The 21,002-nt window shown below is 61.9% G+C and carries 20 protein-coding genes; 4 read left to right on the top strand and 16 right to left on the bottom strand.

What is annotated here, in order from left to right; all coding sequences use genetic code 11:
- The 14 genes from pheS to KA184_07125 all read right to left on the bottom strand — a co-directional run bounded on the left by pheS (position 1) and on the right by KA184_07125 (position 13,851).
- Complete coding sequence (pheS, locus tag KA184_07060) at positions 1–1,017, bottom strand: phenylalanine--tRNA ligase subunit alpha (protein MBP8129327.1); 1,017 nt, start codon at positions 1,015–1,017, stop codon at positions 1–3.
- A 10-nt stretch (positions 1,018–1,027) separates the two neighbouring features.
- The gene (locus KA184_07065; GenBank protein MBP8129328.1) at positions 1,028–1,744 is read right to left on the bottom strand and encodes a YggS family pyridoxal phosphate-dependent enzyme; all 717 of its coding nucleotides are present in this window, start codon (positions 1,742–1,744) and stop codon (positions 1,028–1,030) included.
- A 66-nt stretch (positions 1,745–1,810) separates the two neighbouring features.
- The gene (locus KA184_07070) at positions 1,811–3,361 is read right to left on the bottom strand and encodes a hypothetical protein (protein MBP8129329.1); all 1,551 of its coding nucleotides are present in this window, start codon (positions 3,359–3,361) and stop codon (positions 1,811–1,813) included.
- A 4-nt stretch (positions 3,362–3,365) separates the two neighbouring features.
- Positions 3,366–4,271, bottom strand: a complete 906-nt coding sequence (locus KA184_07075) for an ABC transporter permease (GenBank protein ID MBP8129330.1) — start codon at positions 4,269–4,271, stop codon at positions 3,366–3,368.
- Entirely contained in the window at positions 4,268–5,287 is a 1,020-nt protein-coding gene (locus KA184_07080; protein ID MBP8129331.1) for an ABC transporter ATP-binding protein, read from the bottom strand. The genes KA184_07075 and KA184_07080 overlap by 4 nt, the downstream gene beginning before the upstream one ends.
- 68 nt (positions 5,288–5,355) lie before the next feature.
- On the bottom strand, positions 5,356–6,390 hold the full coding sequence (locus KA184_07085; protein ID MBP8129332.1) for a hypothetical protein: 1,035 nt from the start codon (positions 6,388–6,390) through the stop codon (positions 5,356–5,358).
- Between the two features lie 106 nt (positions 6,391–6,496).
- A complete protein-coding gene (locus KA184_07090; GenBank protein MBP8129333.1) occupies positions 6,497–7,570 on the bottom strand; it encodes a DUF481 domain-containing protein in 1,074 nt (357 codons plus the stop codon).
- 119 nt (positions 7,571–7,689) lie between these two features.
- Positions 7,690–8,580 carry a CDP-diacylglycerol--serine O-phosphatidyltransferase gene (gene pssA, locus KA184_07095; protein MBP8129334.1) on the bottom strand — a complete coding sequence of 297 codons (891 nt, stop codon included), beginning with the start codon at positions 8,578–8,580 and terminating at the stop codon, positions 7,690–7,692.
- Positions 8,577–9,227 (bottom strand): phosphatidylserine decarboxylase family protein, encoded by a 651-nt coding sequence (locus tag KA184_07100; protein MBP8129335.1) that lies wholly within the window; start codon positions 9,225–9,227, stop codon positions 8,577–8,579. The genes pssA and KA184_07100 overlap by 4 nt, the downstream gene beginning before the upstream one ends.
- Positions 9,224–9,919, bottom strand: coding sequence for a DNA repair protein RadC (gene radC / locus KA184_07105; protein MBP8129336.1), 696 nt, complete (start codon positions 9,917–9,919; stop codon positions 9,224–9,226). The genes KA184_07100 and radC overlap by 4 nt, the downstream gene beginning before the upstream one ends.
- Before the next feature lie 69 nt (positions 9,920–9,988).
- Positions 9,989–10,771, bottom strand: coding sequence for a peptide chain release factor N(5)-glutamine methyltransferase (gene prmC / locus KA184_07110; GenBank protein ID MBP8129337.1), 783 nt, complete (start codon positions 10,769–10,771; stop codon positions 9,989–9,991).
- A 62-nt stretch (positions 10,772–10,833) separates the two neighbouring features.
- Positions 10,834–11,913 carry a peptide chain release factor 1 gene (prfA, locus tag KA184_07115; GenBank protein MBP8129338.1) on the bottom strand — a complete coding sequence of 360 codons (1,080 nt, stop codon included), beginning with the start codon at positions 11,911–11,913 and terminating at the stop codon, positions 10,834–10,836.
- A gap of 12 nt (positions 11,914–11,925) precedes the next feature.
- Positions 11,926–12,129: a 50S ribosomal protein L31 gene (gene rpmE, locus KA184_07120; GenBank protein MBP8129339.1), complete on the bottom strand. Its 204-nt coding sequence runs from the start codon at positions 12,127–12,129 to the stop codon at positions 11,926–11,928.
- Positions 12,130–12,306: 177 nt separating this feature from the next.
- Positions 12,307–13,851: a 2-isopropylmalate synthase gene (locus KA184_07125; GenBank protein ID MBP8129340.1), complete on the bottom strand. Its 1,545-nt coding sequence runs from the start codon at positions 13,849–13,851 to the stop codon at positions 12,307–12,309.
- Between the two features lie 223 nt (positions 13,852–14,074).
- Between KA184_07125 and KA184_07130 the strand changes: the two genes are divergently transcribed.
- Positions 14,075–16,909 (top strand): family 78 glycoside hydrolase catalytic domain, encoded by a 2,835-nt coding sequence (locus KA184_07130; GenBank protein MBP8129341.1) that lies wholly within the window; start codon positions 14,075–14,077, stop codon positions 16,907–16,909.
- A gap of 144 nt (positions 16,910–17,053) precedes the next feature.
- Here KA184_07130 and KA184_07135 read toward each other — a convergent pair whose 3' ends face one another.
- Both KA184_07135 and KA184_07140 read right to left on the bottom strand, forming a co-directional pair.
- Complete coding sequence (locus KA184_07135) at positions 17,054–17,467, bottom strand: hypothetical protein (GenBank protein ID MBP8129342.1); 414 nt, start codon at positions 17,465–17,467, stop codon at positions 17,054–17,056.
- A gap of 45 nt (positions 17,468–17,512) precedes the next feature.
- A complete protein-coding gene (locus tag KA184_07140; protein ID MBP8129343.1) occupies positions 17,513–18,610 on the bottom strand; it encodes a hypothetical protein in 1,098 nt (365 codons plus the stop codon).
- Between the two features lie 174 nt (positions 18,611–18,784).
- On the opposite strand from KA184_07140, the gene KA184_07145 reads away from it, so the two are divergent.
- The 3 genes from KA184_07145 to KA184_07155 form a co-directional block, all read left to right on the top strand.
- Positions 18,785–19,183: a DUF2784 domain-containing protein gene (locus tag KA184_07145; GenBank protein ID MBP8129344.1), complete on the top strand. Its 399-nt coding sequence runs from the start codon at positions 18,785–18,787 to the stop codon at positions 19,181–19,183.
- A complete protein-coding gene (locus KA184_07150) occupies positions 19,183–20,232 on the top strand; it encodes an NAD-dependent epimerase/dehydratase family protein (GenBank protein ID MBP8129345.1) in 1,050 nt (349 codons plus the stop codon). The genes KA184_07145 and KA184_07150 overlap by 1 nt, the downstream gene beginning before the upstream one ends.
- 67 nt (positions 20,233–20,299) lie before the next feature.
- Positions 20,300–21,002, top strand: a 703-nt coding sequence (locus KA184_07155; protein ID MBP8129346.1) for a dihydrodipicolinate synthase family protein, incomplete at its 3' end; no start/stop codon positions are given.

Genomic DNA, 21,002 nt, shown 5'->3' on the forward strand with positions numbered 1-21,002 from the left:
TCAGAACTGCTCCAGGAATCGCACGTCGTTTTCGTAGAGGTAACTGATGCTGCTGATGGCGTGGCGCAGCATGGCGATCCGGTCTACGCCCATACCGAAGGCGAAGCCGGTGTAGGTTTCGTAGTCGTAATTGGCATAGCGGAACACGTTGGGGTGCACCATGCCGCAGCCGAGGATTTCGAGCCAGCCGCTGTGCTTGCAGACGCGGCATCCGGTGCCCCTGCAAACCGAACACGAGATGTCCATCTCGGCGGATGGCTCGGTGAACGGGAAGAAGTGAGGCCGGAAACGGGTCTTGGTTTCGGGGCCAAAAAAGCGGCGGACGAACAAGGCGAGAGAACCCTTGAGGTCAGCAAAGGTGACATGCCGGTCGACGAGCAGCCCCTCGATCTGGTTGAACATGGGGCTATGACTTGCGTCATTGTCGACGCGATAGGTGCGCCCCGGCACCACGATGGCGACGGGCGGTTTCGTGCGTTCCATGACCCGCATCTGCACGGGCGATGTGTGCGTGCGCAGGACCACCCCCGGCTTGATGAAGAATGTGTCGTGGCTGTCTCGAGCGGGATGGTCGGGCGGCGTGTTCAGGCTGTCGAAATTGTAGTATTCCGTCTCAACATCCGGGCCGGCGGCGACCTGGAAACCCAATTCCGTAAATATTTCAACGATATCGTCGACCACCTGATTGATTACATGCATATGGCCGCGGCGCGGACGCCGTCCCGGCAGGGACAGATCCACGGCCTCGCCTGCGGCGCGCGCGGCAATCTCCCGTGCATCGAGTTCCTGTTTGCGCGCCTCCAAAGCGTCCGTGACGGCCTGCTTGGACTCATTGATGGCCTTGCCGAGCGCGGGCCGGTCCTCTGGAGCGGCTTCGCTCAGAATCCGCATCAACTCCGCGAAACGGCCCTTGCGCCCAAGGTACCGTACGCGTGTCTCCTCAAGGGCGCGCAAGTCCTCCAGCGTGGCGATTTCGTTGATGGCCGTTTGACGTACCGCCTCACAATCCACGTTCATGCTGGTCCCTTCAGTTCTTGGCCTCAGCGCCTATAAATAACGCCGTGCCTATGCGCACCTGCGTCGCGCCTTCCTCGACTGCGACCTCGAAATCGTCCGACATGCCCATGGACCGCTCGGGCAGTTCCAGCCGGTCCGCCAGCAGGCGCAGACCGCCGAAGACACGCCGCAACTCCGGTTCCGGCGCGCCCAGGGGCGCCATGGTCATCAGACCTTCCACCTTAAGGCGGTCGAGCGAGGCCATGTGTTTCAAGACCGTCTTGACGGCATCGGGCGCAAAACCGTGCTTCTGCGCCTCGCCGGAGACGTTCACCTCAATAAGCACGCTGAGCCTGCGGTCCTGTTCGAGGCACCGCTGCTGCAAGGCATCGGCCAATTCGGTCCGGTCTACGGCATCCACGGTATCGAACAATTCCACGACGTCCCGCGCCTTGCGGCGCTGCACGGCACCGATCATATGCCAGTGCACCGCGCTGCTTTCCAGCGCGGCAATCTTGGGGCGCGCCATCTCGACGCGGTTTTCACCCAGATCGTCGACGCCAAGCGCTACCAGTGCGCGGATTTCATCCACGCCGACGGTCTTCGTGACCGCGACCATGCGAATGCTGTCCGAAGGCCGGTTCGCGCGGCTTGCGGCCTCCGCAATCCGGGCGCGTACGGCAGCCAGATTTCGTGCAATGCTCTCAGGCGCAACACTCACGGCGCGGTCTTCTTCCAGGCGGAGCATATCCCGCGCCGCCTGTATACCGGGTTTCCCGCCCGTTCCAGCCGGGACGTCCCCGTCGCGCGGCAGTCACGGCGACTCCGCGGAATCTTGGTCGAGCAGGCGCAAACGCGTCTCCTCGTCCGTTTCGCGCAGCACCGCCTTCTTCTCGGACGTGGACAGGGGAATCCCTGCTTGCTGCTTGTACTCGATAATGAGCCGCGATGCCTCGTCCCAGAAGGCGCTGCTCTGCCAGCGGGCATGTTCGAGAAGGGCAATGGCCTCGAGATGGCGCCCTTCTTCCGCCAGTTTCAGCGCCTCAATCCGGTAGACGCGTCCCACCGCAAAGGATTCGTTCATTTCGCCGTAAATGGCTTTCGCCTTGTCATACGCCTGGAAAGCCAGCTGGCGCTTCTCTTGCCTGGTTTCGGGGTCTTCCGCGGCGCGCGCATCGGCCAGGATACGGTCGCCTTCCTGTTCTTCGAGGAGTGCTTCATTGCGCTTGATGAAGCGCGGCGCGACGATGTTGTCGGGAAACCGGCGGAGATAATCGCGCCAGCCGCGCAACGCGTCGCGGTACTGTCTGTTCAGTTCCATGCACTGGTAGAGCTGGCGGGGCACCCACCGTTCGTGCGGCAGGCGCGTGGCCTGCGTGAGGTATCTGACCGCATTGGCATAGTCGTGCAGCTTATTGCGGAAGTGAGCGAAGCCTTGTTCAAAATAGAGCTTGTATTCGCGCGGGTTGTTCCGGATGCCGTCATCGAGATAGTCCACCGCCATGTAATAGTACCGCTCCTTCTCGCCCGCGAGCACGTTATGCGCAGCCAGCCACTGCTTGTCCTGGGGTTTGGTCTCCCCCATGCCCGCCGTCAGGTTGTAGGCGAGATGCCATGCGCCGACGAGGTACGCGTCGACGAATTTGGGGTCGAGCATGACGGTCGTCTTCATGAGCGGCAGCATGCGGTGCGTCATGCCCATGTGCCAGTACTTGTCCACTTGCAGCCAGACAAAATTCGCGGCGATCTTCCGGAAGCCAAAGAAGAGATTGAACAGGTTTACACCGGAACTCTGGGCCTCCGCGATGTCCACATCGCGCGCGAAAGCGAGTTGACCCGCGCTTAGATAGCGGTGGAAATCTTCACGCGCTTCCTGCAGCAGCGGGCTTGTCGCCAGCCCCCAGACTACGCCCTCCGGGTCGCCTTCGCCCATCAGCCGGACAAGTGCCGCTTCGCTTTCAGGTGCGTTCGGGTCGCCGCCCAGTTCGCCTCGTGTGGCCGCGAGTACGCGGGAGAAGAGCTCCCGGTCTCTCGGTTTTCCCGATGCAATAGCGGGATCAGATAACGCGGCGACCATGCCGGAGCCCAAAGCGCCCGCAAAACCCGTTGGGGCGGGCAAGACGGCGGCGCTACCGACGGCATCCGCCGTGATGGCGAGCGCCCGCGTGCCCGTGTTCCATTGCTCCGCAGGCCTTCCTTGGGCGTCCTGGCCGACGAGATACACCTCGGCGGTGACGCCGTCGAGCCATCGATAGAACCGCTCCGATTCGCGCAGATGCCGCAGACGGGTCCCTTGGATTGAACCCAGGGCCAGCAGGGCGATCAGGCCGGCGATTAGACCAATATGAGCCAGTCGATGCGGCATGACTTCAGATTTCCTTGCGGCGGTAGAAGAGATAGGCCAACAAGAAACCCGATGCGGCATAAACCAGACCGTACATAATGAGTTGCGGTATGAGGTCGATGGTCGGCGGGTCGTTCGGCGGCTTGTCCAGTATCTGCATTTTCAGGTCGTATTCCTGCAGGTTGGGCAAGACGCGGTACAGGCTTTCAGCAAGTCCGCCCACCAATTTTTCGATGGAAAATGCGTCGTAGAGGTCGCGGAGGCCTTCGAACCCGGCCCAGCCCTTCCAGCCGGAGCGCACCCCCACGTCCTTCAGGTATTCCGTCAGGCTTCCGGTGATCCAGACGAACAGGCCGCCGATGGTGGGCAGCACGGCGGATGTGGACGTGCACGAAATGGCGAACGTGAACGCGGATACGATGAGGAACTCGAAGTACGTGAAAAAAATGGACCAGAGGAGCAGCGTGGGCATGACGCCCTGGCGGAAATATAAGAGCATGAAGAACAAGGCGCCCATGAGGCCCAGATTAATCAGCACAATAAGTTGTACGCCCACGAACTTGCCCAGCAGATACTGGAACCTGCGCACGGGCTTGGAGAGGATCGTGTAGACCACACGGTTTTCCAACTCGGTCGGCACCGCCGATGCGGAGACGAAAATGGTTATGAGTACGCCGAAAATCGATATGGAAGTGACGCAGATGTCCTTGACCAGCTTTAGTGAGGGGTCTTTTTCCACGTCGCCCACAGTCGTCGGGTTCAGGAACGCGCCCATAAAGCTCGACCCGAAGATGACAAGCAAGCTCAGGATAAGAAAGCCGACAAGGGTCTTCTTGCGAATACCTTCGCGGTAGGTATACCTGGCGATGGTCCAGGGTCCGCGCAGCGAGGCAAGGAGCCCGCCTGCTGAAGTTCTTGCTACGCCGTTCATACCGTTGCCTTCCTTATGGCCGCTTCCGCCGCGCCCACAACGCGGACAAAGAGCTCTTCGAGCGTTTCCCGCCGCGGCGCGACGCTGAGCAGGCGCAGACCCGCTGCCTTGCACCGGTCCAGGGCCTCATAGAGATGGGCCTCATCGGGCACGCGCAGCTTGACGCGGTCTGCCACCTTGTCTTCCACCGTAAAGCCCGCATTCTCCAGCATTTTCACGCCCTGCTCGCCACCCGAGACGAGGATAGTCACCTCGCGGTCCGTCAGCAGTTCGTGAATCGGTCCCTGGGTCTGGAGCACGCCACCGCTCAGGATGCCGATGCGGTCGCTGATGAGTTCCACTTCGAGCAGTTCGTGACTGCTGATGAGCAGCGTCTTGCCCTCGTCGCGCAGGCGAGCCAGAATGTCCCGGATTTCCTTGCGTGCAATCGGGTCCAGGCCGGTGGTCGGTTCGTCCAGGATCAGAATCTGCGGGTCGCTGATGAGGGCCTGCGCGAGGCCGATACGCTGTCGCATGCCCTTCGAGTAGCCACGCAGAAGACGCTTGCGCGCGTAAGTCATGCCAACCGTTTCCATGACGGCGTCAATGCGTTTTTCGAGGTCCTTGCCGCCGAGGCCGTAGAGTTGGCCGTAAAACCGCAGGATTTCCTCACCTTTCAGGAAATCGGGATAATATGCGCCCTCAGGCAGATAGCCAATGTTCTGGCGGACTTTGCGGGAAGTGATTGCCTCCGTGCCGAGAATCTTGATCTGGCCTGACGTGGGAAAAATCAGGCCGAGCAACAGCTTGATGGTGGTCGTCTTGCCGGAGCCGTTTGGGCCAAGATAGCCGTAGATTTCCCCGCTGTGGACGGCCAGGTTCAGGTCCTTGAGGGCGGCCACATCCTGGCTGCCGAAGGCCCCTTCGTAGGTCTTGCTCAAGTTGAAAGTCTCAATAATAACCGACACGGCCGCATGCCTCTCGTTCTTGGTTGCTGGGACGTGCCAGCCGGAACCCACCGGCTCCGGCGCCGTCATACCCCGAGAACCAGGCCAAGCCGCGAAAGACCTGGCCAAGAAAACGATGATAACAGGAGAATCACAGTCTAATCAAAAGCAGGTGCCTCAGTGGTTTGCGCGCCTGCACCAGCTTTCTCTTGTTCCACCCAGGCGATGAGATCGGCTGCGTCAGGCATCGTGCCGTCCCACGATCGGACGGCGACGCCATTGCGGACGAACGAGAGCCGTGGCGGTTCGCGGTCGATGTAGGTAACAAAGGTAAGGAAGTCGTTGCCGAGACTGAACGTAGGGAACAGGGCGCCGGTTGTGATGCGAAACTCATCGACCGTACCCGGTTCCGGCTCGTAACAGAGGCCCAGCAGCGGGGGCAGCACGTCGGGGCGCAACGTGTATTCGTTCAGCGTGGGCACGCTGGCCATGCAATGTTCGCAGGTGGCGCTCAATAGGGCCACCAGATACGTGCCGCGTCCGAGATGGTACTGCTGTCCTGTCTCGTCTTCGAACTCAAATTGGGCAAATGGCCGTGCAGGGGACGCGGTTTCCACGGGGTCCGCTCCCTGACCTTGCGCCTGCTCCCGCGGCGGCTTGACGCCGGGCATTCCCGCATAGAGTTCCAGATAAGACGTGCCAAGAGCCGCTGCTGCCACAAGCAGCGTGGCGACGCCCGCATCCAGTGCCTGGAACGCGGCAGCGGGCCCGCTATCCTGACGCCGGAATCCCAGCCACGCCCAGGCGGTGCAAGCCATTAATCCGAGATTCTTTGCCGTTGAGACGCCGGGGCTCATGCGGAGTTCACCCATACAGCCGCAGTCCTTGAGCCCGTGAAAGGCCCACGCATACAGGATCAAGCCGGTAAAAGCGAGCAGCACGAGTTGCACCACGGCCAATACCAGCGTGCGCGGACGCAAGCCAACGAGCATAGCCGCGCCAAGGGCGATTTCGAGCGTGATGAAGAACAGTGCGGCCGGCCCGAGCAAAGCCTTGTTCTCGAGAACGTGGTATTCGTGTATTTGCACGGCGAACAGCGCAGGGTGCTGGACCTTTAACAGCGCGGTAAACACGAAGAAAGCTCCGAGCAGCAACTCGACGGGACGGGCGGTAATTTGCAGCAAGCGTGACATCAGATGGCGGTCTCCAACTGCTTATGACTTAACGATTGGGAACAATACAAAGGGAACACCGAAGCATCGGCCGTTATGCGGGATGCGGCGCGCCGGAGAGGCGGCGTCAGAAGTCCCATCGGAAACCCGCGCCTACGGAAGTGCCCCATTCGTCCAAACCGGTGAGCCCCGGGTCGTTATCATAGTCCAGCCGCAAGTTGAGGCGAAGCTTCAACCGCTCCGTAAGGGGAAACACCAACGAAGTCTCGGACCGCGCCCGGAAATCGCCGATATCTGTCGCGCTGGGATAGACGGCGATGTCGCTGTCAAAAGCGCCGGTCTTGAAGATTGCGCGGGAGTAACGCAGCCGGAGCGCTGCGTTGAGTTCCTTCTCGGAATTCTTCTCGTCCCGCCGTGGAAACCGCATTTGCCCCTGGTCTTCGAGCGCGCTGCCATCCCAATCCTCATAGGCTGCGCCCAGCCCGGCAAAGCCATGCAACGAGTCCCCGCCATTGCCCCAGAGCATGTCCTGTATGCCCAAGGTCAACTGGGCGCGCAGGCCGAGCCCGGCGCTCGTGTCACGCTCGGCATCCCCGCGCACAAACGGCCCCATACCGGCCGCACCGCCGCGCCACCATTCCAGGGAGCCTTCGGCGAGACTCGGGAAGTAGCCGGAATCGTCGCGTCCGACGAGTACATGCCCGCTGAGGCTCTGCCCCTCCGTTTCTCGTTGAAGGTCGACACGTCCAACGAGGTCCGTGCTTGTGCGCGATGTGTCGCGCCACTGCAAAGCGGTCTCGACGCCGACCTGTGTGACGGCATCTGGCGCGGAACCGGGCGGCGTTTCCGGAGTCGAGGGAATGGGCAATGCCTCCACGACATCCGCAAGGGCCAGCGGGGTGGCCGCGCCGCCGTTAATCGGCACGACCTGCTGTTCTTCCGGGGACCTTCTGAACTTGCCGTAGATTACCTCGCCGTTCGTCAGCGTAATGACCAGATTGGCGTCTGTGGTCAGGCCTTGCAGCGTGTCCATGGGTACCATCAGTTGCCCGGCCAGGGACGTGCGGAAAACAAGGGTCCCCTCGACAATACGGACCACGTTTCCGGACAGCGTTTCCTGTTCGTTTAGCGCTACGACGTCGGCGCCGGCGCGAATCGCTACCAGGAAGCCTGCCACTCCAATAAATAGGCTTCCGCGCATGAGTTACACTCCACTTAGATCTTACTGCGGGATCAGCCGGGATGCAAGAACGGGGAGACCGCAACGTTCCAAGGACAGAAGAGGCGCGGCAGACCAAGAGGCCAAATGACGCGCAAGTCTCAGATGGGACTGTGCTGCCCGGTGTCGACGTTGCCGGGTGCCGGGCGTGCGCGAACAGGCGCCGCGGCCGTGGCCGCGGGCTGCGTGGCTTCGGGCTCGTTCTCTTGATCTTGACCGGTCACATAGGTGTAGGCGGTGTCGCACATTCCGAAGAGCACGTAGGTGGCGGCAACGGGGAAGAGCACGATGGCGGGCGATATCGTGATAGCGTAATGGATAATCGCCATTGCGTAGGCGATGATGCCGAGGGCCATGAAGGCGTGGCGCGGTGCCAGGATGAAGGACTTCATCTTGTCCTTGGGGTACCGGACCGTGCTGACCATGAGCCAGGCCATCAGGAGCGTGAGCGCGCCGACGGCGTAGTAGTCGAAATTCGATTTGATGAACCCGAAAAACCGCAGGAAGAGCACGAAGGCGGCTACGGTAGCGCCCGCGGCGGGCGACGGCAGCCCCACGAACGATTCGCGCCGGTCGGCCTGGTAGACGTTGAACCGGGCCAGCCGCAACGCAGCGCAGATAACGTAGATAATCGCCACAAATGCGCCGGTCTTCCCCACGAAAGAACCTTCCTTCGGCGCGTGTTGCAGGTAGACGGCAAACACAAGCACGGCGGGGGCCACGCCGAACGAGACGAGATCGCACAGGCTGTCCAGTTGCTTCCCGAATTCGGAGACACTTCGGGTGAGGCGCGCCACGGTGCCGTCGAGCATGTCGAAAATGATGGCCGTGAGAATCAGATAAGCGGCACGTTCATATTCATTGCCGATGCTCGCAAAGATGCTGGCGGTGCCCAGGTAGAGGCTGAACGTCGTCATTGCGCTCGCCAGCACGTTGATGGGCCGACGGCGTATCCGCAGTTTGCGTTTGCTCTTTTTCCGGAGGTTTTTCATCGTGTGCGAGCCACTATCGTAAGGCCTGCCCGGACCTCAGCCCTAAGCTTAACACAAATCCGCGTTTCAGGCGGCAAATACAGTTCCGTTCGCGAGCCAAACCGGATCATGCCGAACTTCTCGCCCGTGCGGAGCGGCGTGCCCGGCGTTACAGGACACACGATGCGGCGTGCGACAGCGCCGGATATCTGCCGCACGGTCATCGGCCCCGCCGGGGTATCGAGGTAGACCGCGTTCGCCTCGTTTGCATCACCGGCCGCCGGCTTCATGGCGAGGTGAAACTTGCCGGGCGTGTAACGCGTCTCGCGGACCACGCCGTTGTATGGCGCCCGGTTCACATGCACGTTGAACAAGGAAAGAAAAATGGCGACACGCTTGCACGGGCCTGCGTAATGGGGGGATTCCGGCAGTTCATCAATGGCCACCACGACGCCGTCCGCGGGCGCGACGATCTCGTCATTTTTGGCCGTGACCGTGCGCGGAAAATCGCGGAAGAAGAGCACAACGGCAAGACCGGCAGCGAGGACCAGCGCGCCTATCCACTGGAGGCCGGCGGGCCAGAATACGGCGGTCAGCACGGCACCCGCCGCAAGCAAAGGCGCGTAAAAACGCGCGCCCTCCCGCCAGCCACTGAAAGGTCTGTTCACATCAACCGCCTTTCTTTCATGCTCACGTATCTTCCGTCGCCAAACACGACATGGTCAAGGACGTCAATGCCAAGCTTGGCGCCCGCCTCGCACAATAACCGGGTCAACTCGATGTCCGTGCCGCTGGGCTCGGGTTCGCCGCTCGGATGGTTGTGGCAGACAATGATGGCGGCGGCGTTCTCGCGCACGGCCTGCCGGAACACCTCGCGTGGTCCGGCGCTGGTGCTGTCGAGACCGCCCCGCGATATGTCCGCCACCTTGAGCACATCGTTCTTCCTGTTGAGTAGCACGCTCTTGAACTGTTCCGTCTCACAATCCTTGAACTCCAGCATCAACAGGTCGGCCACGTCTTGCGCGGACCGGATACGCTTGACGGCGGGCCGCTGGTAGGCGGCGAGGCGCTTGCCCAATTCAAGCGCCGCCTTGAGTTCAATGGCCTTGACCCTGCCAACGCCTTTGACCCTTTGAATGACCTCCAACGAGGCGTTGCTCAGGTTGCGCAGGTCTCCAAGATCGGCCAGGACGCGTTCCGCGAGGGCTACGGCGCCCGCTTCGCGCGTGCCGGTGCGGAACAGGACGGCGATCAGCTCCGCGTCGCGCAGCGCCTCCGCACCGAGGCGCGCGAGGCGCTCCCGGGGGCGGTCCTCCTCGGGCATGCTGCGTACCGCGGTAGAGTATGGCGTCTGGCTCATGGTCGATTGCTTATGTCCTCGTGACAGTCAAGTCTAACATAAGCGCGCGCCGCTCTGTCGACAGCCCGGTCACGGCATCATCCCGCGCGCCACGCGCGGGATGCCCGCCAGGTCATTTATGAATCCGACTGCCCGGAACCCGGCCTGTTCGAGCAGCGCGGCGGCCGTGTCGCGTTGACGCTCGCCGACCTCGAAGGCGAGCAGGCCGCCCGGCTTGAGGCGACCGGGCGCGCCCGACACGATGCGGCGGGTAATATCAAGTCCGTCCGGGCCGCCAAGCACGGCGCGCGGGTCTTCGTGCAAGCGGATGACCGGCGGCAGGAGCGGCCAATCGGCCGACTCGACATAGGGTGGGTTCGCTACGATAACGTCAAAGGGACCGTCGCCAGGTTGCAGGGCCTCGAACAGGTCGCCTTGGCGGGTCTGCAGCGCTACGCCGTTTCGTCTGGCGTTTGCCTCCGCAACTTGCACCGCGTAGGGGGCGATATCTGTCGCGACCACGCGGCAGCGCGGCGCATGGTGCGCGACCGCGATAGCCACGCAGCCGGTGCCCGTGCAGAGGTCGAGTGCGTCGGCGGTCTTGTTGCCGAGATAGTGCAGGGCGGTTTCAACCAGGTGTTCGGTCTCGGGGCGCGGCACGAGCACGGGCGGCTGAACAGAAAACGGCAACGAGAAGAACTCCCATTCGCCGGTGATGTACGCAATGGGTTCCGCGTTCATGCGGCGCGCGACACAGGATTCAAAACCCTTCGGGTCGACGAGGTCTCTCGAGCGCGCGAGCACTTGGGCGCGACGCATCCCGAGCGCGTGCGCAAGCAAGATTTCAGCGTCAAGTCGCGGAGTCTCCGTCACCGGGGCAAGGCGTCGCGCGGCGTTTCCCAGAAGGTCCGAAACCCGTTGTGGGCCAGCAGGACTCATACCGGCGCGGCGAGTTTGGCTGCACGGTCCGCCGCGACGAGAGCATTAATGATGGTTTGAAGTTCGCCCTCGATGACGCGGTCGAGATTGTGTTGCGTGAAGTTGATGCGGTGGTCCGTGACCCGGTTCTGCGGAAAATTGTACGTGCGGACTTTCTCGCTGCGGTCGCCGCTGCGCACCTGGCTGCGGCGTGTCTCTGAACGGGCCGCGGCCTCTTCCTCTTCTTTGAGGGCCAACAGCCGCGAGCGCAGCACCTTGAGCGCCTTCGCCTTGTTCTTGTGCTGCGATTTCTCGTCCTGGATTGTGATGACGATGCCAGTGGGCTTGTGGGTGAGCCGCACGGCGGAATCAGTCGTGTTGACGCTCTGGCCGCCGGGGCCTGAGGAACGGTAGACGTCGAAGTGGACCTCTTCGGGATTGATGACGACGTCCACTTCCTCCGCTTCCGGGAGAACGGCCACCGTGACGGCGGAAGTGTGAATACGCCCTTGCGCCTCGGTCTGGGGCACGCGCTGCACGCGGTGTACGCCTCCCTCCCACTTCATCTGACTGTAGACCTTGTCGCCGGTGATCTGGAAGCAGATTTCCTTGTAACCGCCCAATTCCGTGGGGCTGGCGCTGATGGTTTCCACTTTCCAGCCCCTGGATTCCGCGTAGCGCGAATACATGCGGAACAGATCGCCCACAAACAGGCCCGCTTCTTCCCCGCCGGTACCCGCCCGGATTTCAAGGATTGTATTCTTGTCGTCGTTGGGATCCTGCGGGACTAGCAGCAGTTTGATCTGTTGTTCGAGACCCGCCACGGACGCAGTGAGCAGTTCCTTTTCTTCCTCGGCCAGTTGACGGAGTTCCTCGTCTTTCTCCTCGCGCAGCAGTCGCTCCGCCTCTTCCAGACGCCTTTCTTCCGCATCGAAGCGGCGGAAACACCGTACAAGTTCGCTGATCTGCGCCTGGGCCTTGGCGAGGCGGCGGTAAGACTCCGGATTCACGGCCACTTCAGGCGTGGCCATGCTTTGAGTCAGGCGGTCGTACTCCGCCGCGACCGCGAGGAGTTTATCCCGCGTGATGGTGTCCATGGGACGGGAACGTCACTTGGTGCCGGCATACTTCTTCTGGAACCGTTCCACGCGGCCTTCGCTGTCCACGAACTTCTGCTTGCCCGTGTAGAAGGGGTGGCACGCCGAGCAGATTTCCACGTTGATGGCCTTTTTCGTGGAACGTGTCTTAAAGGTGTTGCCGCAGGCGCACCGCACGGTCGTTTCTACGTATTCGGGGTGAATACCCTTTTTCACAGTTGCATCTCCCTATGCCGATCCACACAAAAAACCGGGGCTGCAACACACTTGCCACACCACCCCGAGCATCGGTGTTTCGTCACTTATGTTAATACCGGTGATTCTAGCGTAAGTGCGCTGTCCGAAGCAACTTGAACTGCAGAAAAACGATAACTCGCCGAACTGGCAGATGGCTCAACTCGCCGTCGCGCCCTGTTCGAGTACGCCTTTGCGCGCGAGGTACATGTTGGCCGCGTCCGCATAGGCCTTGACCGCGGCCACAACAATATCCGTATCGACGCCTTTGCCCCGGAAGTCCTTGCCCCCGAAATTGACGGTGACGTAGGCTTCGCCGAGGGCATCCTTGCCGGGCGTGGTGGCGCGAATCTCGAATTGTTCGAGCCGGCCGGCGACTTTCATCAGTTTCTCGACTGCGCGGAACGCCGCGTCGACTGAGCCGTCGCCGGTTGCGGTTTCGGCCAGCGGCTTGTTCCCTTTCACCATCTTGACATAGGCCAATGCAGGGTCGCCGCCGGACGTGCGCACCTGATCCAACTGGAAGACCTGGAAGGCTTGATCATAGGTGGATACAATCAGCATAACAAGGTCTTCGTCGTAGATCTCTTTCTTCTTCTCGGTAAGCGCAATGAATTTCTCGTAGAGTTTCTGCAAGTCATTGGCGTTTAATGCGTAACCGAGTTCTTCGCAGCGCTTGGCCAGCCCGGCGCGCCCGGAATGCTTGCCAAGCACGAGTTGGCTCTGGTGCAGGCCGACCGTTGCGGGCGTCATGATCTCGTAGGTGCGTGCGTTCGCAATCACGCCGTGTTGATGAATGCCCGATTCGTGGGCGAACGCGTTGCGCCCGACTATCGGCTTGTTGTACGGGATGGCCATGCCGGTGATCTTGCTGAGCAGGGTACTCGACGGCACGATTTCCGGCGTGACGATTCCGCATTCGAACGGATAGGTGTCGTGGCGCACGTGAGAGGACATCACGAATTCTTCGAGCGAGGTATTGCCCGCGCGCTCGCCAATTCCACTGACGGTGCATTCGACCTGCCGCGCCCCGCCCGCGACAGCCGCCAGCGCGTTCGCCACCGCCAGCCCCAGGTCGTTGTGGTTGTGCGACGAGAAGATGACCTGACCCGCACGGGGCACGTCCTTGGTTTTTCCAATGACGTACTCGAACATCTCCTTGATCTCGCCGGGCGTTGTGTAGCCCACCGTGTCCGGCAGATTGATCACGTCCGCGCCCGCCTCGATGGCCGCCCTGGTCAGTGCGACGAGGAAATCCCAATCCGAACGCGTTGCGTCCTCCGCGGAGAATTCGACGCGCGGTGGCACGAGCTTCTTCGCCAGCGACACGGCTTCGTGAGTTGCTTCAAGGACTTGCTCGCGAGTCATGCGCAGTTTGTGTTTCAGGTGGATGTCGGACGACGCGATGAAGGTGTGCAGCGTGGGTTTTTCCGCGGGTTCCAGGGCCTGCGCGGCGCGCTCGATATCCTGCGGCAGCGCGCGGGCCAGCGCGGCGACACGGCATGCCTTGATTTCCGACGCCACCTTGCGGACGCCCTCGAACTCCTGCGCCGACGCGATAGGGAATCCCGCCTCGATGGTGTCGACGCCCAAGCGTTCGAGTTGCCGCGCCATGCGGATTTTCTCGTGTTCATGCATGCTCATGCCGGGCGACTGTTCGCCGTCCCGCAGCGTAGTGTCAAAAATCTCCACTCGAATCGACATCTGGGGTTTCCTTATCGCGCGTGTTGTGCGGCCCGCCCGGCCTAGACCAGACGGGGCGGACACTGCGTCCGCCCCGAATGCATAACACCGCTCATTGCCAAAAGTCTACCAGAAGAAGCCTATTTTGTTCAAAAACAGGCTGCGCCCAAGGGGCCCGCGACGAAAGGTCGCAACGCGGCCGCTTGCCTGCTAATATTGCGCGAATTTGGGAAAGGAATCCTTCATGCAGGGTGCGTGCAACGGAATGTTGTTGACGTTGACGGTCTTGAGCGGGCTCGCGGCGGGCGATGCGATCGACGGCGCGGCATGGTTGCGCGACCCGGTGTTCGCGGGCGTGGAAATCATCGACCTGTTCCACAAGGAAGACGCGGACGGGCCGAAATTGCGCGGTCCCCGGAATGTGCATACGCTCTTCCGCAAAGAGGTCGTTCTGAAGGAACGTCCTGAACGCGCCACGATTGCCTTTTCGGCGGACGACTATGCGAAACTCTATATAAACGGGCAATTCGTGGTTCAGGGGCCCGAACCGGGTTATCCCTTCGCATATCCTTATTGCCTTGTCGATGTTACAGGCTTTTTCGACGCCGGTGTCAACTGTGTGGGCGCGCATGTGTTTTATCAAGGCCTCCTCAATCGCGTGTGGTGCAGCGCCGACAACAGGTCCGGATTTCTGCTTGCGCTCGCGGTGCGCTATCCGGACGGCCGCGAGGAACGGTTTGTAACGGAGCCGTCGTGGCGCTGCCTCAGGCTGGAGGCGTTTCCCGGCGAACGCGCTATCGGCTATGACACGCAGTTCGCGGAAGACATCGACATGCGGCGCATGCCCGTCGGCTGGCAGGCGGCGGGATTCAACGATAGCGGCTGGGCCACGCCCATGACCGGGGCCCAAGACCATGTTTTCGTGCGGCAGGTAACACCCCCGCTCCAGGTTACAAAGGTCACGGCCGCTGTAGAAAAGGAGACCGGGGCCGGTCATTATTTCTACGACTTCGGGCGCGAGATTGTGGGGCACACGCGCATCCGGGTGCGCGGCCCGGCGGGGCATGTAATTGCGGTGCGCCATGGAGAAGAACTCAGCGCGCCCGAGACCGTCCGTTATGAGATGCGCGCGAAGTGCGTCTATGAAGAGTTTCCTGTCCTTTCCGGCGGCGAGGACGTTATTGAATTCTACGACTACAAGGCGTTCCGGTACCTGGAGATTCTCAATGCCCCGGTTCCGCCGGAGGTCTGGGTCGAGGTGCGGCATCATCGCTTCGACGCCGCGGCGGCGACCCTCGACGCGGGCGGTCATGTGCTCGAACAGATCTGGAACTTGTGCAAGAACGGCGTCGAGATGGGTTCGCAGGGCGGGTTCTTGGACTGCCCCAGCCGCGAGAAGGGTCAGTACCTCGGCGACGGCGTGATTGCCGCGCGTTCGCAGATGTGGCTGACGGGCGACCTGTCGCTGACCGGCAAATTTCTCCTCGATTTCCATTATTCGCAACGCATTTGCCCAGGCATGATGGCGGTCGCGCCCGGGAGTTTCATGCAGGAAATCGCCGAGTATTCGCTGCAATGGCCGTTGTTGCTGGAGCAGCACTTTCTGCGCAGTGGCGACCGGGAGTTCCTGACGCTCATGGTGGATCGGGCCTTTCCAGGCCTGTTCGGCTATTTTGCCGGATATGAAGATGAAAGCGGGCTGCTTTCGCGCATGAAAGAGAAATGGGTTCTGGTGGATTGGCCCAAGAACCTCCGTGACGATTACGACTATGAATATGCGGAACACAGAGCAAATACGGTTCTAAATGCCTTCTATTACGGTGCATTGAACACAGCGGCGCGGCTCGCACGGGAAACTGGCCGCGACGCGGCGCCGTACGAAGCGAAGGCGGCGCGCGTGGCGCAGGCATTTGCGCAAAGGCTGGCCGACCCGGCCACGGGCCTCTACGTGGACGCGCCGGGTTCCAAGCATAGTTCGCTGCACGCGAATGCCATTCCCCTCGCGTTTGGTTTGACGGCGGGCGCGAATCCCGAGGCAATGCTCAACCTGATCCGCCAGAAGCGGCTGAGCTGCGGTGTCTATATCGCAGCCTATGTAATAGAAGCGTGTTTCAAGAATAACGCCCCGGACCTGGGGTACGCCCTGATCACGTCCGGCGATGAACGCTCGTGGCTAGAGATGCTGCGGAATGGCGCCACGGCTTGCATGGAGGCGTGGGGCCCCGACCAGAAATGGAATACCAGCTGGTGTCATCCGTGGAGCAGCAGTCCGATATATTTGATTGTTGAGAACGTCTTCGGCCTGAGTCCGGGCGCGCCCGGTTGGAGTACAATACGTTTCGCGCCACCGCGCATTCCGGATTTGCCGGCCGCGCAGCTGACCGTGCCGCATCCGGCGGGCCGGATCACTGTGCAATACACGCCGGTGACGGGCTATACTATCACGGGTCCGGCGGGTGTGGCCATCGAGACCACGGAACCAGAAGGAGCCGCAATTACGGTGAAAAACACGGCATTGCAAGCCTCGTCACGCTTGCAGGACAGCGACCTCGACATCCTCGAAGGAGCGGGCTGGGCGGAACGCGTGGGTGACGGGACCGGGGTGTGGGTTTCCGTGGCGCGACAGATGCTCTACGTGATTGAAGGGCAGTGCACGGTCTGGCAGGCGCGCTGCTCGACCGCGGCCGCTGGAATTGGTTCCGAACTGAGCAGCATGAAAACGCCGCTGGGCTGGCATCGTGTGCAAAAGAAGGTCGGCGACGGAGCGCCTTGGGGGCAGGAGTTCAAAAGCCGGCAGGCCACGAACAGGACGTGGCAACCGGGCGAGGAAACAAAAGACGACATGGTCTTGACGCGCGTTCTGGTCCTGGAAGGACTCGAAGAGGGGAAGAACCGGGGCAAGAACGGGGCGGGCGTGTGCGTCGATTCAACGGCGCGCGGCATATACATCCACGGGACCAACGGTGAGGCGGAGATAGGCACGCCGGCCTCCCACGGCTGCGTCCGGTTGACGAACGACGATGTGATCGAGTGCTTCACGCGGGTGCCTGAGGGCACACCGGTCTTGATCACGGAGTAATCGGGCGGGAACAGGGAACCGAAAGACCGGCTTACGATGCAGTCTCCGCTACATCCCCGCTCGTGTGCGCGCCCGGTGTCGGATCAATGCCAGTTCCTGCTCGTCCGCCGAAGACCGGGCCCCGGTGCAGAAGGGGGCCGTCTCTCAAGGATACGTCACTTCCAGGACGAGGGACGTGATTCTGATGGAGACTGCGCCAGAATTCCGTATCCGTATCGTATTCTCTCCGCTCCTCAGTGCGCCGAACGGGTCGTTTCCGGCGGCAACCAATTCGGGCAGCCGCCCGCGCGTCGCCAGTTCCTCATGGGCGCTTGGATACATCATCTTCTGAATGCCGTTCGGACAAAGCAGGTACGTCGTGATTGCGTCCGGGCACTCGGCGGCGTGTTTCTCGACCATCGCCATGGACAGATCGTCGCGCCAGAGCAGATTTGTGCCGTCGTTATTGAAGAGGAGCCGCCTCTGAAGCTCTTCCGCGGCTGAAGCATGCGCCAGAGTCAGAAGCAGCACCGGGACGAGGCCGAAAACAAGACCTGTGTTTCGCCGCCGTGTCTGCATGATGCTGTTCTCCCCCGCCCTCTCGCGGTCCTGCCGGTGACGCCGCTATTCGACCGGAATTGACAGCGTCTCCCCGGCAAGTCTGGCGAAGTCGAGGACGCGTTCGCCGGGCGTGCCTTCGTCGATATCGGCCATAACGATATCGCATGGACTCAGTTCCGTGCGAATACGGACCAGGTCGGCCCGGAGCGCCTCGACCGGCTTTGCGGTGAGGTCCATAGGCGTGTACATCACGGCACGGCGCGCATGCGGGCACAGCGCGCGGATGCGCGGGAAAGTGGACTCCAGCCCCATGTCGACATAGCCGAGATTGGGGATGGTGGCGTAGTGGCCGATGTGCGGGTCGACGTTCCACGCGCAGTTATGAATGCCGAAAGCCGGAAAAGCCGCCGCAATCCGCGCGTCATAGGGCAGGATGTGCTCCGCGTACAGCCCAGGAGAGACCATGTTGACAACACAATTGCTGAGGGTTGCGTGCTCGACGAGGAAGCCGCTTTCGCGCTGCCGGGCATAGAGCGTACGCATGCCCTGGATCATGGTTTCTGCAATGACTTCGAAAAGATGATGTGCCAGCGGCGCGTCGGCGAGCAAGTCGCTGAAGATTTCCGCGCCGCGAAGGCGGAATGCCGTGTTCAGCACCCCCTGCCAGTTGACATACCCGGAAACCACGCCGCATTCGCGGGCAATCACGTCTATTTGCTCGAACAATTGACGGCCCGCCTCGGATTCTTCAAGGGAAACGGGCCGAAGGGATGCGATTTCGCGGGGCGTCAGGAACGCGTGTTCCGCGGCGGGCCAGTTGTCGGCGGCGTAACGGCAGGGAACGCGGAACAACCGCGCCACAAACGTGGCGCCGTGTACGCCGTCAATGGTCATGGCTGGCGCGCCGTCGCCGGTGCCGCTGAACGGAATTCCGGGGAACGCGCGGCGCAGTTCGCGGCGCATCCGTGCCAGCGTTTCCCCGCGATAGACGGGGTCGAGGTGCCATCGTTCCGAGAAGTCGATACCGCAACGGGCTCGAAACCAGCGGGGCGTGAAACCGAATTCGACACGCACGGGCGGTTCCGCGCCCGTGCAGGGCGCACGGGTCGCGGGCGCGGCGGGCGCGATGTAACTGCGCAAGGTCTTCATGGTTTCGGGCACGCAGCGCACTCCCTGTTGTCATCTACAAGGGCTGGCAAATATCGTACAGGCAAGATGGGGCACGGGCAAGGCCTCCGGCGCAGCATGCGCTCATCTATTGCATTGCGCTTCGAAAATGCATAATCTCATGAAAGAACCGGGTCGCAGCGGCCGAACTTTCGGGGAACAGGCCTCATGTATGAGGCATTGAATTGTGGCTTTTTTGTATTCCATACGGTCTTTGTCCTGTTTGTCCTGTCCGGATGGTTGTGGCGGCTGACACGCCCGTGTCACCTTGCGGCATGCATCCTGACGGCTTTTTCCTGGGGCGTGCTCGGGCTGCGCTATGGTTTCGGGTACTGTCCCTTCACGGACTGGCACTGGCGTGTCCGGGTGCAACTGGGCGAGGGCGATATGCCGCGTTCGTACCTCAAATTCCTCCTCGACAAGATCACCGGCCTGGACTTCGACGCCGGTCTCGTGGACACGTCCGCCATCGTCGTGTTTGCTGTCGTGAGCGCGATTTCCTTGATATGTTGCGTCCGAGATTGGCGGCGAAAGCAGAATAGTCATGTCACTGGAGACTGCCCGTGATGGTTGAAACGCGAGACAGCTGGCCAAAGCGAGTCGAAGACGTTGAGCACCTCGAGGAACTCCTGAGCCGCCCCACCGACGGCGTCATTGAGACTATGGCGCGTCTGCAAGGCGACATCGTCGTGCTCGGCGCCGGCGGGAAGATGGGCCCGTCGCTGGCGCGCATGGCGCGGCGCGCATCGGACACCGCGGGCGTGAAACGGCGGGTCACCGGTGTGGCGCGGTTTTCGTCGCCGGAGACAGTGACCCGTCTCGAACGGCATGGCGTCGAGACGCTTCGCTGTGACCTGCTGGATGAAGATGCTCTGGACTCTTTGCCCGACGCGGAGAACGTCGTTTTCATGGCGGGCATGAAATTCGGCGCGACGTGCAACGAGCCGCTTACGTGGGCCACGAATTGCCTGCTACCCGCAATGGTTGCGCAGCGATATCGCAAAAGCCGGATCGTGGCCTTCTCCACGGGAAATGTCTACGGCCTCAGCCCGCTGGAACGGGGCGGCTCGGTCGAGACCGGCGCGCTGCGGCCCGAAGGCGAATACGCCATGAGCTGCGTGGGCCGTGAACGGCTGCTTACATATTGCAGCACGGCGCTTGGCGTGCCGATGGCCATTCTCCGCCTCAATTATGCGTGCGAGATGCGCTACGGCGTCTTGCTCGATATCGCGTCGCGCGTCTTCCGGGCAGAACCTGTCGACCTCACGATGGGATACTTCAACGCGATCTGGCAGGGCGATGCGAACTCCTATGCCCTGCAGGCGCTGGGCCAGACCGCCACGCCTCCGCTGGTGTTGAACGTCACGGGAACGGAAATCCTGTCCGTGCGCGACGTAGCGTTGCGTTTCGCATCATTGCTCGGCGGGCCGGCGCGTTTCTGCGGCGGGCCCGCGCCTGACGCGCTGCTCAGCAACGCATCGTGCTGCCACACCCTGCTGGGGCCGCCGCAAACACCCATTGCGCGCGTCATCGAATGGGTGGCGGAGTGGGTGCGCAGCGGCGGGCCCATGCTGAACAAGCCCACGCATTTCGAGGTGCGCGACGGCAAGTTCTGATGCCCGCGCCGCTTTTCTCAGGAATGAGACGCCGTTATACTTGCCGTTACCGGGAGGATGGCCGGGCGTGCCGCCACACTTGGACACAGCCATTCAAAGCGCGCTGACGGAAGGCGGGGTGATTCCCGCGCATCCGCTGGCGCTGAGCGGAAACCGCTGCCTGGACGAGCGGCGCCAGCGCGCATTGACCCGCTACTATATTGCTGCGGGCGCGACCGGCCTGGCGGTCGGCGTGCATACGACGCAGTTTGCCATTCGCGACCCCAGGATAGGCCTGTTTGCGCCCGTGCTCGCACTGGCCGCCGAAGAAATGGACCGCGCGGATGCGGGCCGCGCGGCGCCGCTGGTGCGCATCGGCGGCATCTGCGGAAGGACGGACCAGGCCGTACACGAGGCCGGGTTGTTGCATTCGCTGGGGTACCACGCCGGTCTGCTCAGCCTGGGCGCCTTGCGCGATGCGGACTTGGACGCTTTGCTCGACCACTGCCGCGCCGTGGCCGAGGTGGTCCCGGTCATGGGGTTCTATCTGCAGCCGTCCGTTGGCGGGCGCGTTCTGCCCCACACGTTCTGGCGGCGCTTCACGGAGATCGAGAACGTCGTGGCCATCAAGATCGCTCCGTTCAATCGCTATCAAACGCTGGACGTCGTGCGCGCTGTTGCCGAGGCAGGCCGAGATGACATAGCGCTGTACACTGGCAACGACGATAATATCCTCATCGATTTGGTGACTCCTTATCGCTGTGCCACAGGAGCGCGCGTGGTGGAGCGCC

The sequence above is a fragment of the Candidatus Hydrogenedentota bacterium genome (assembly GCA_018005585.1).
GTDB lineage: Bacteria > Hydrogenedentota > Hydrogenedentia > Hydrogenedentales > JAGMZX01 > JAGMZX01.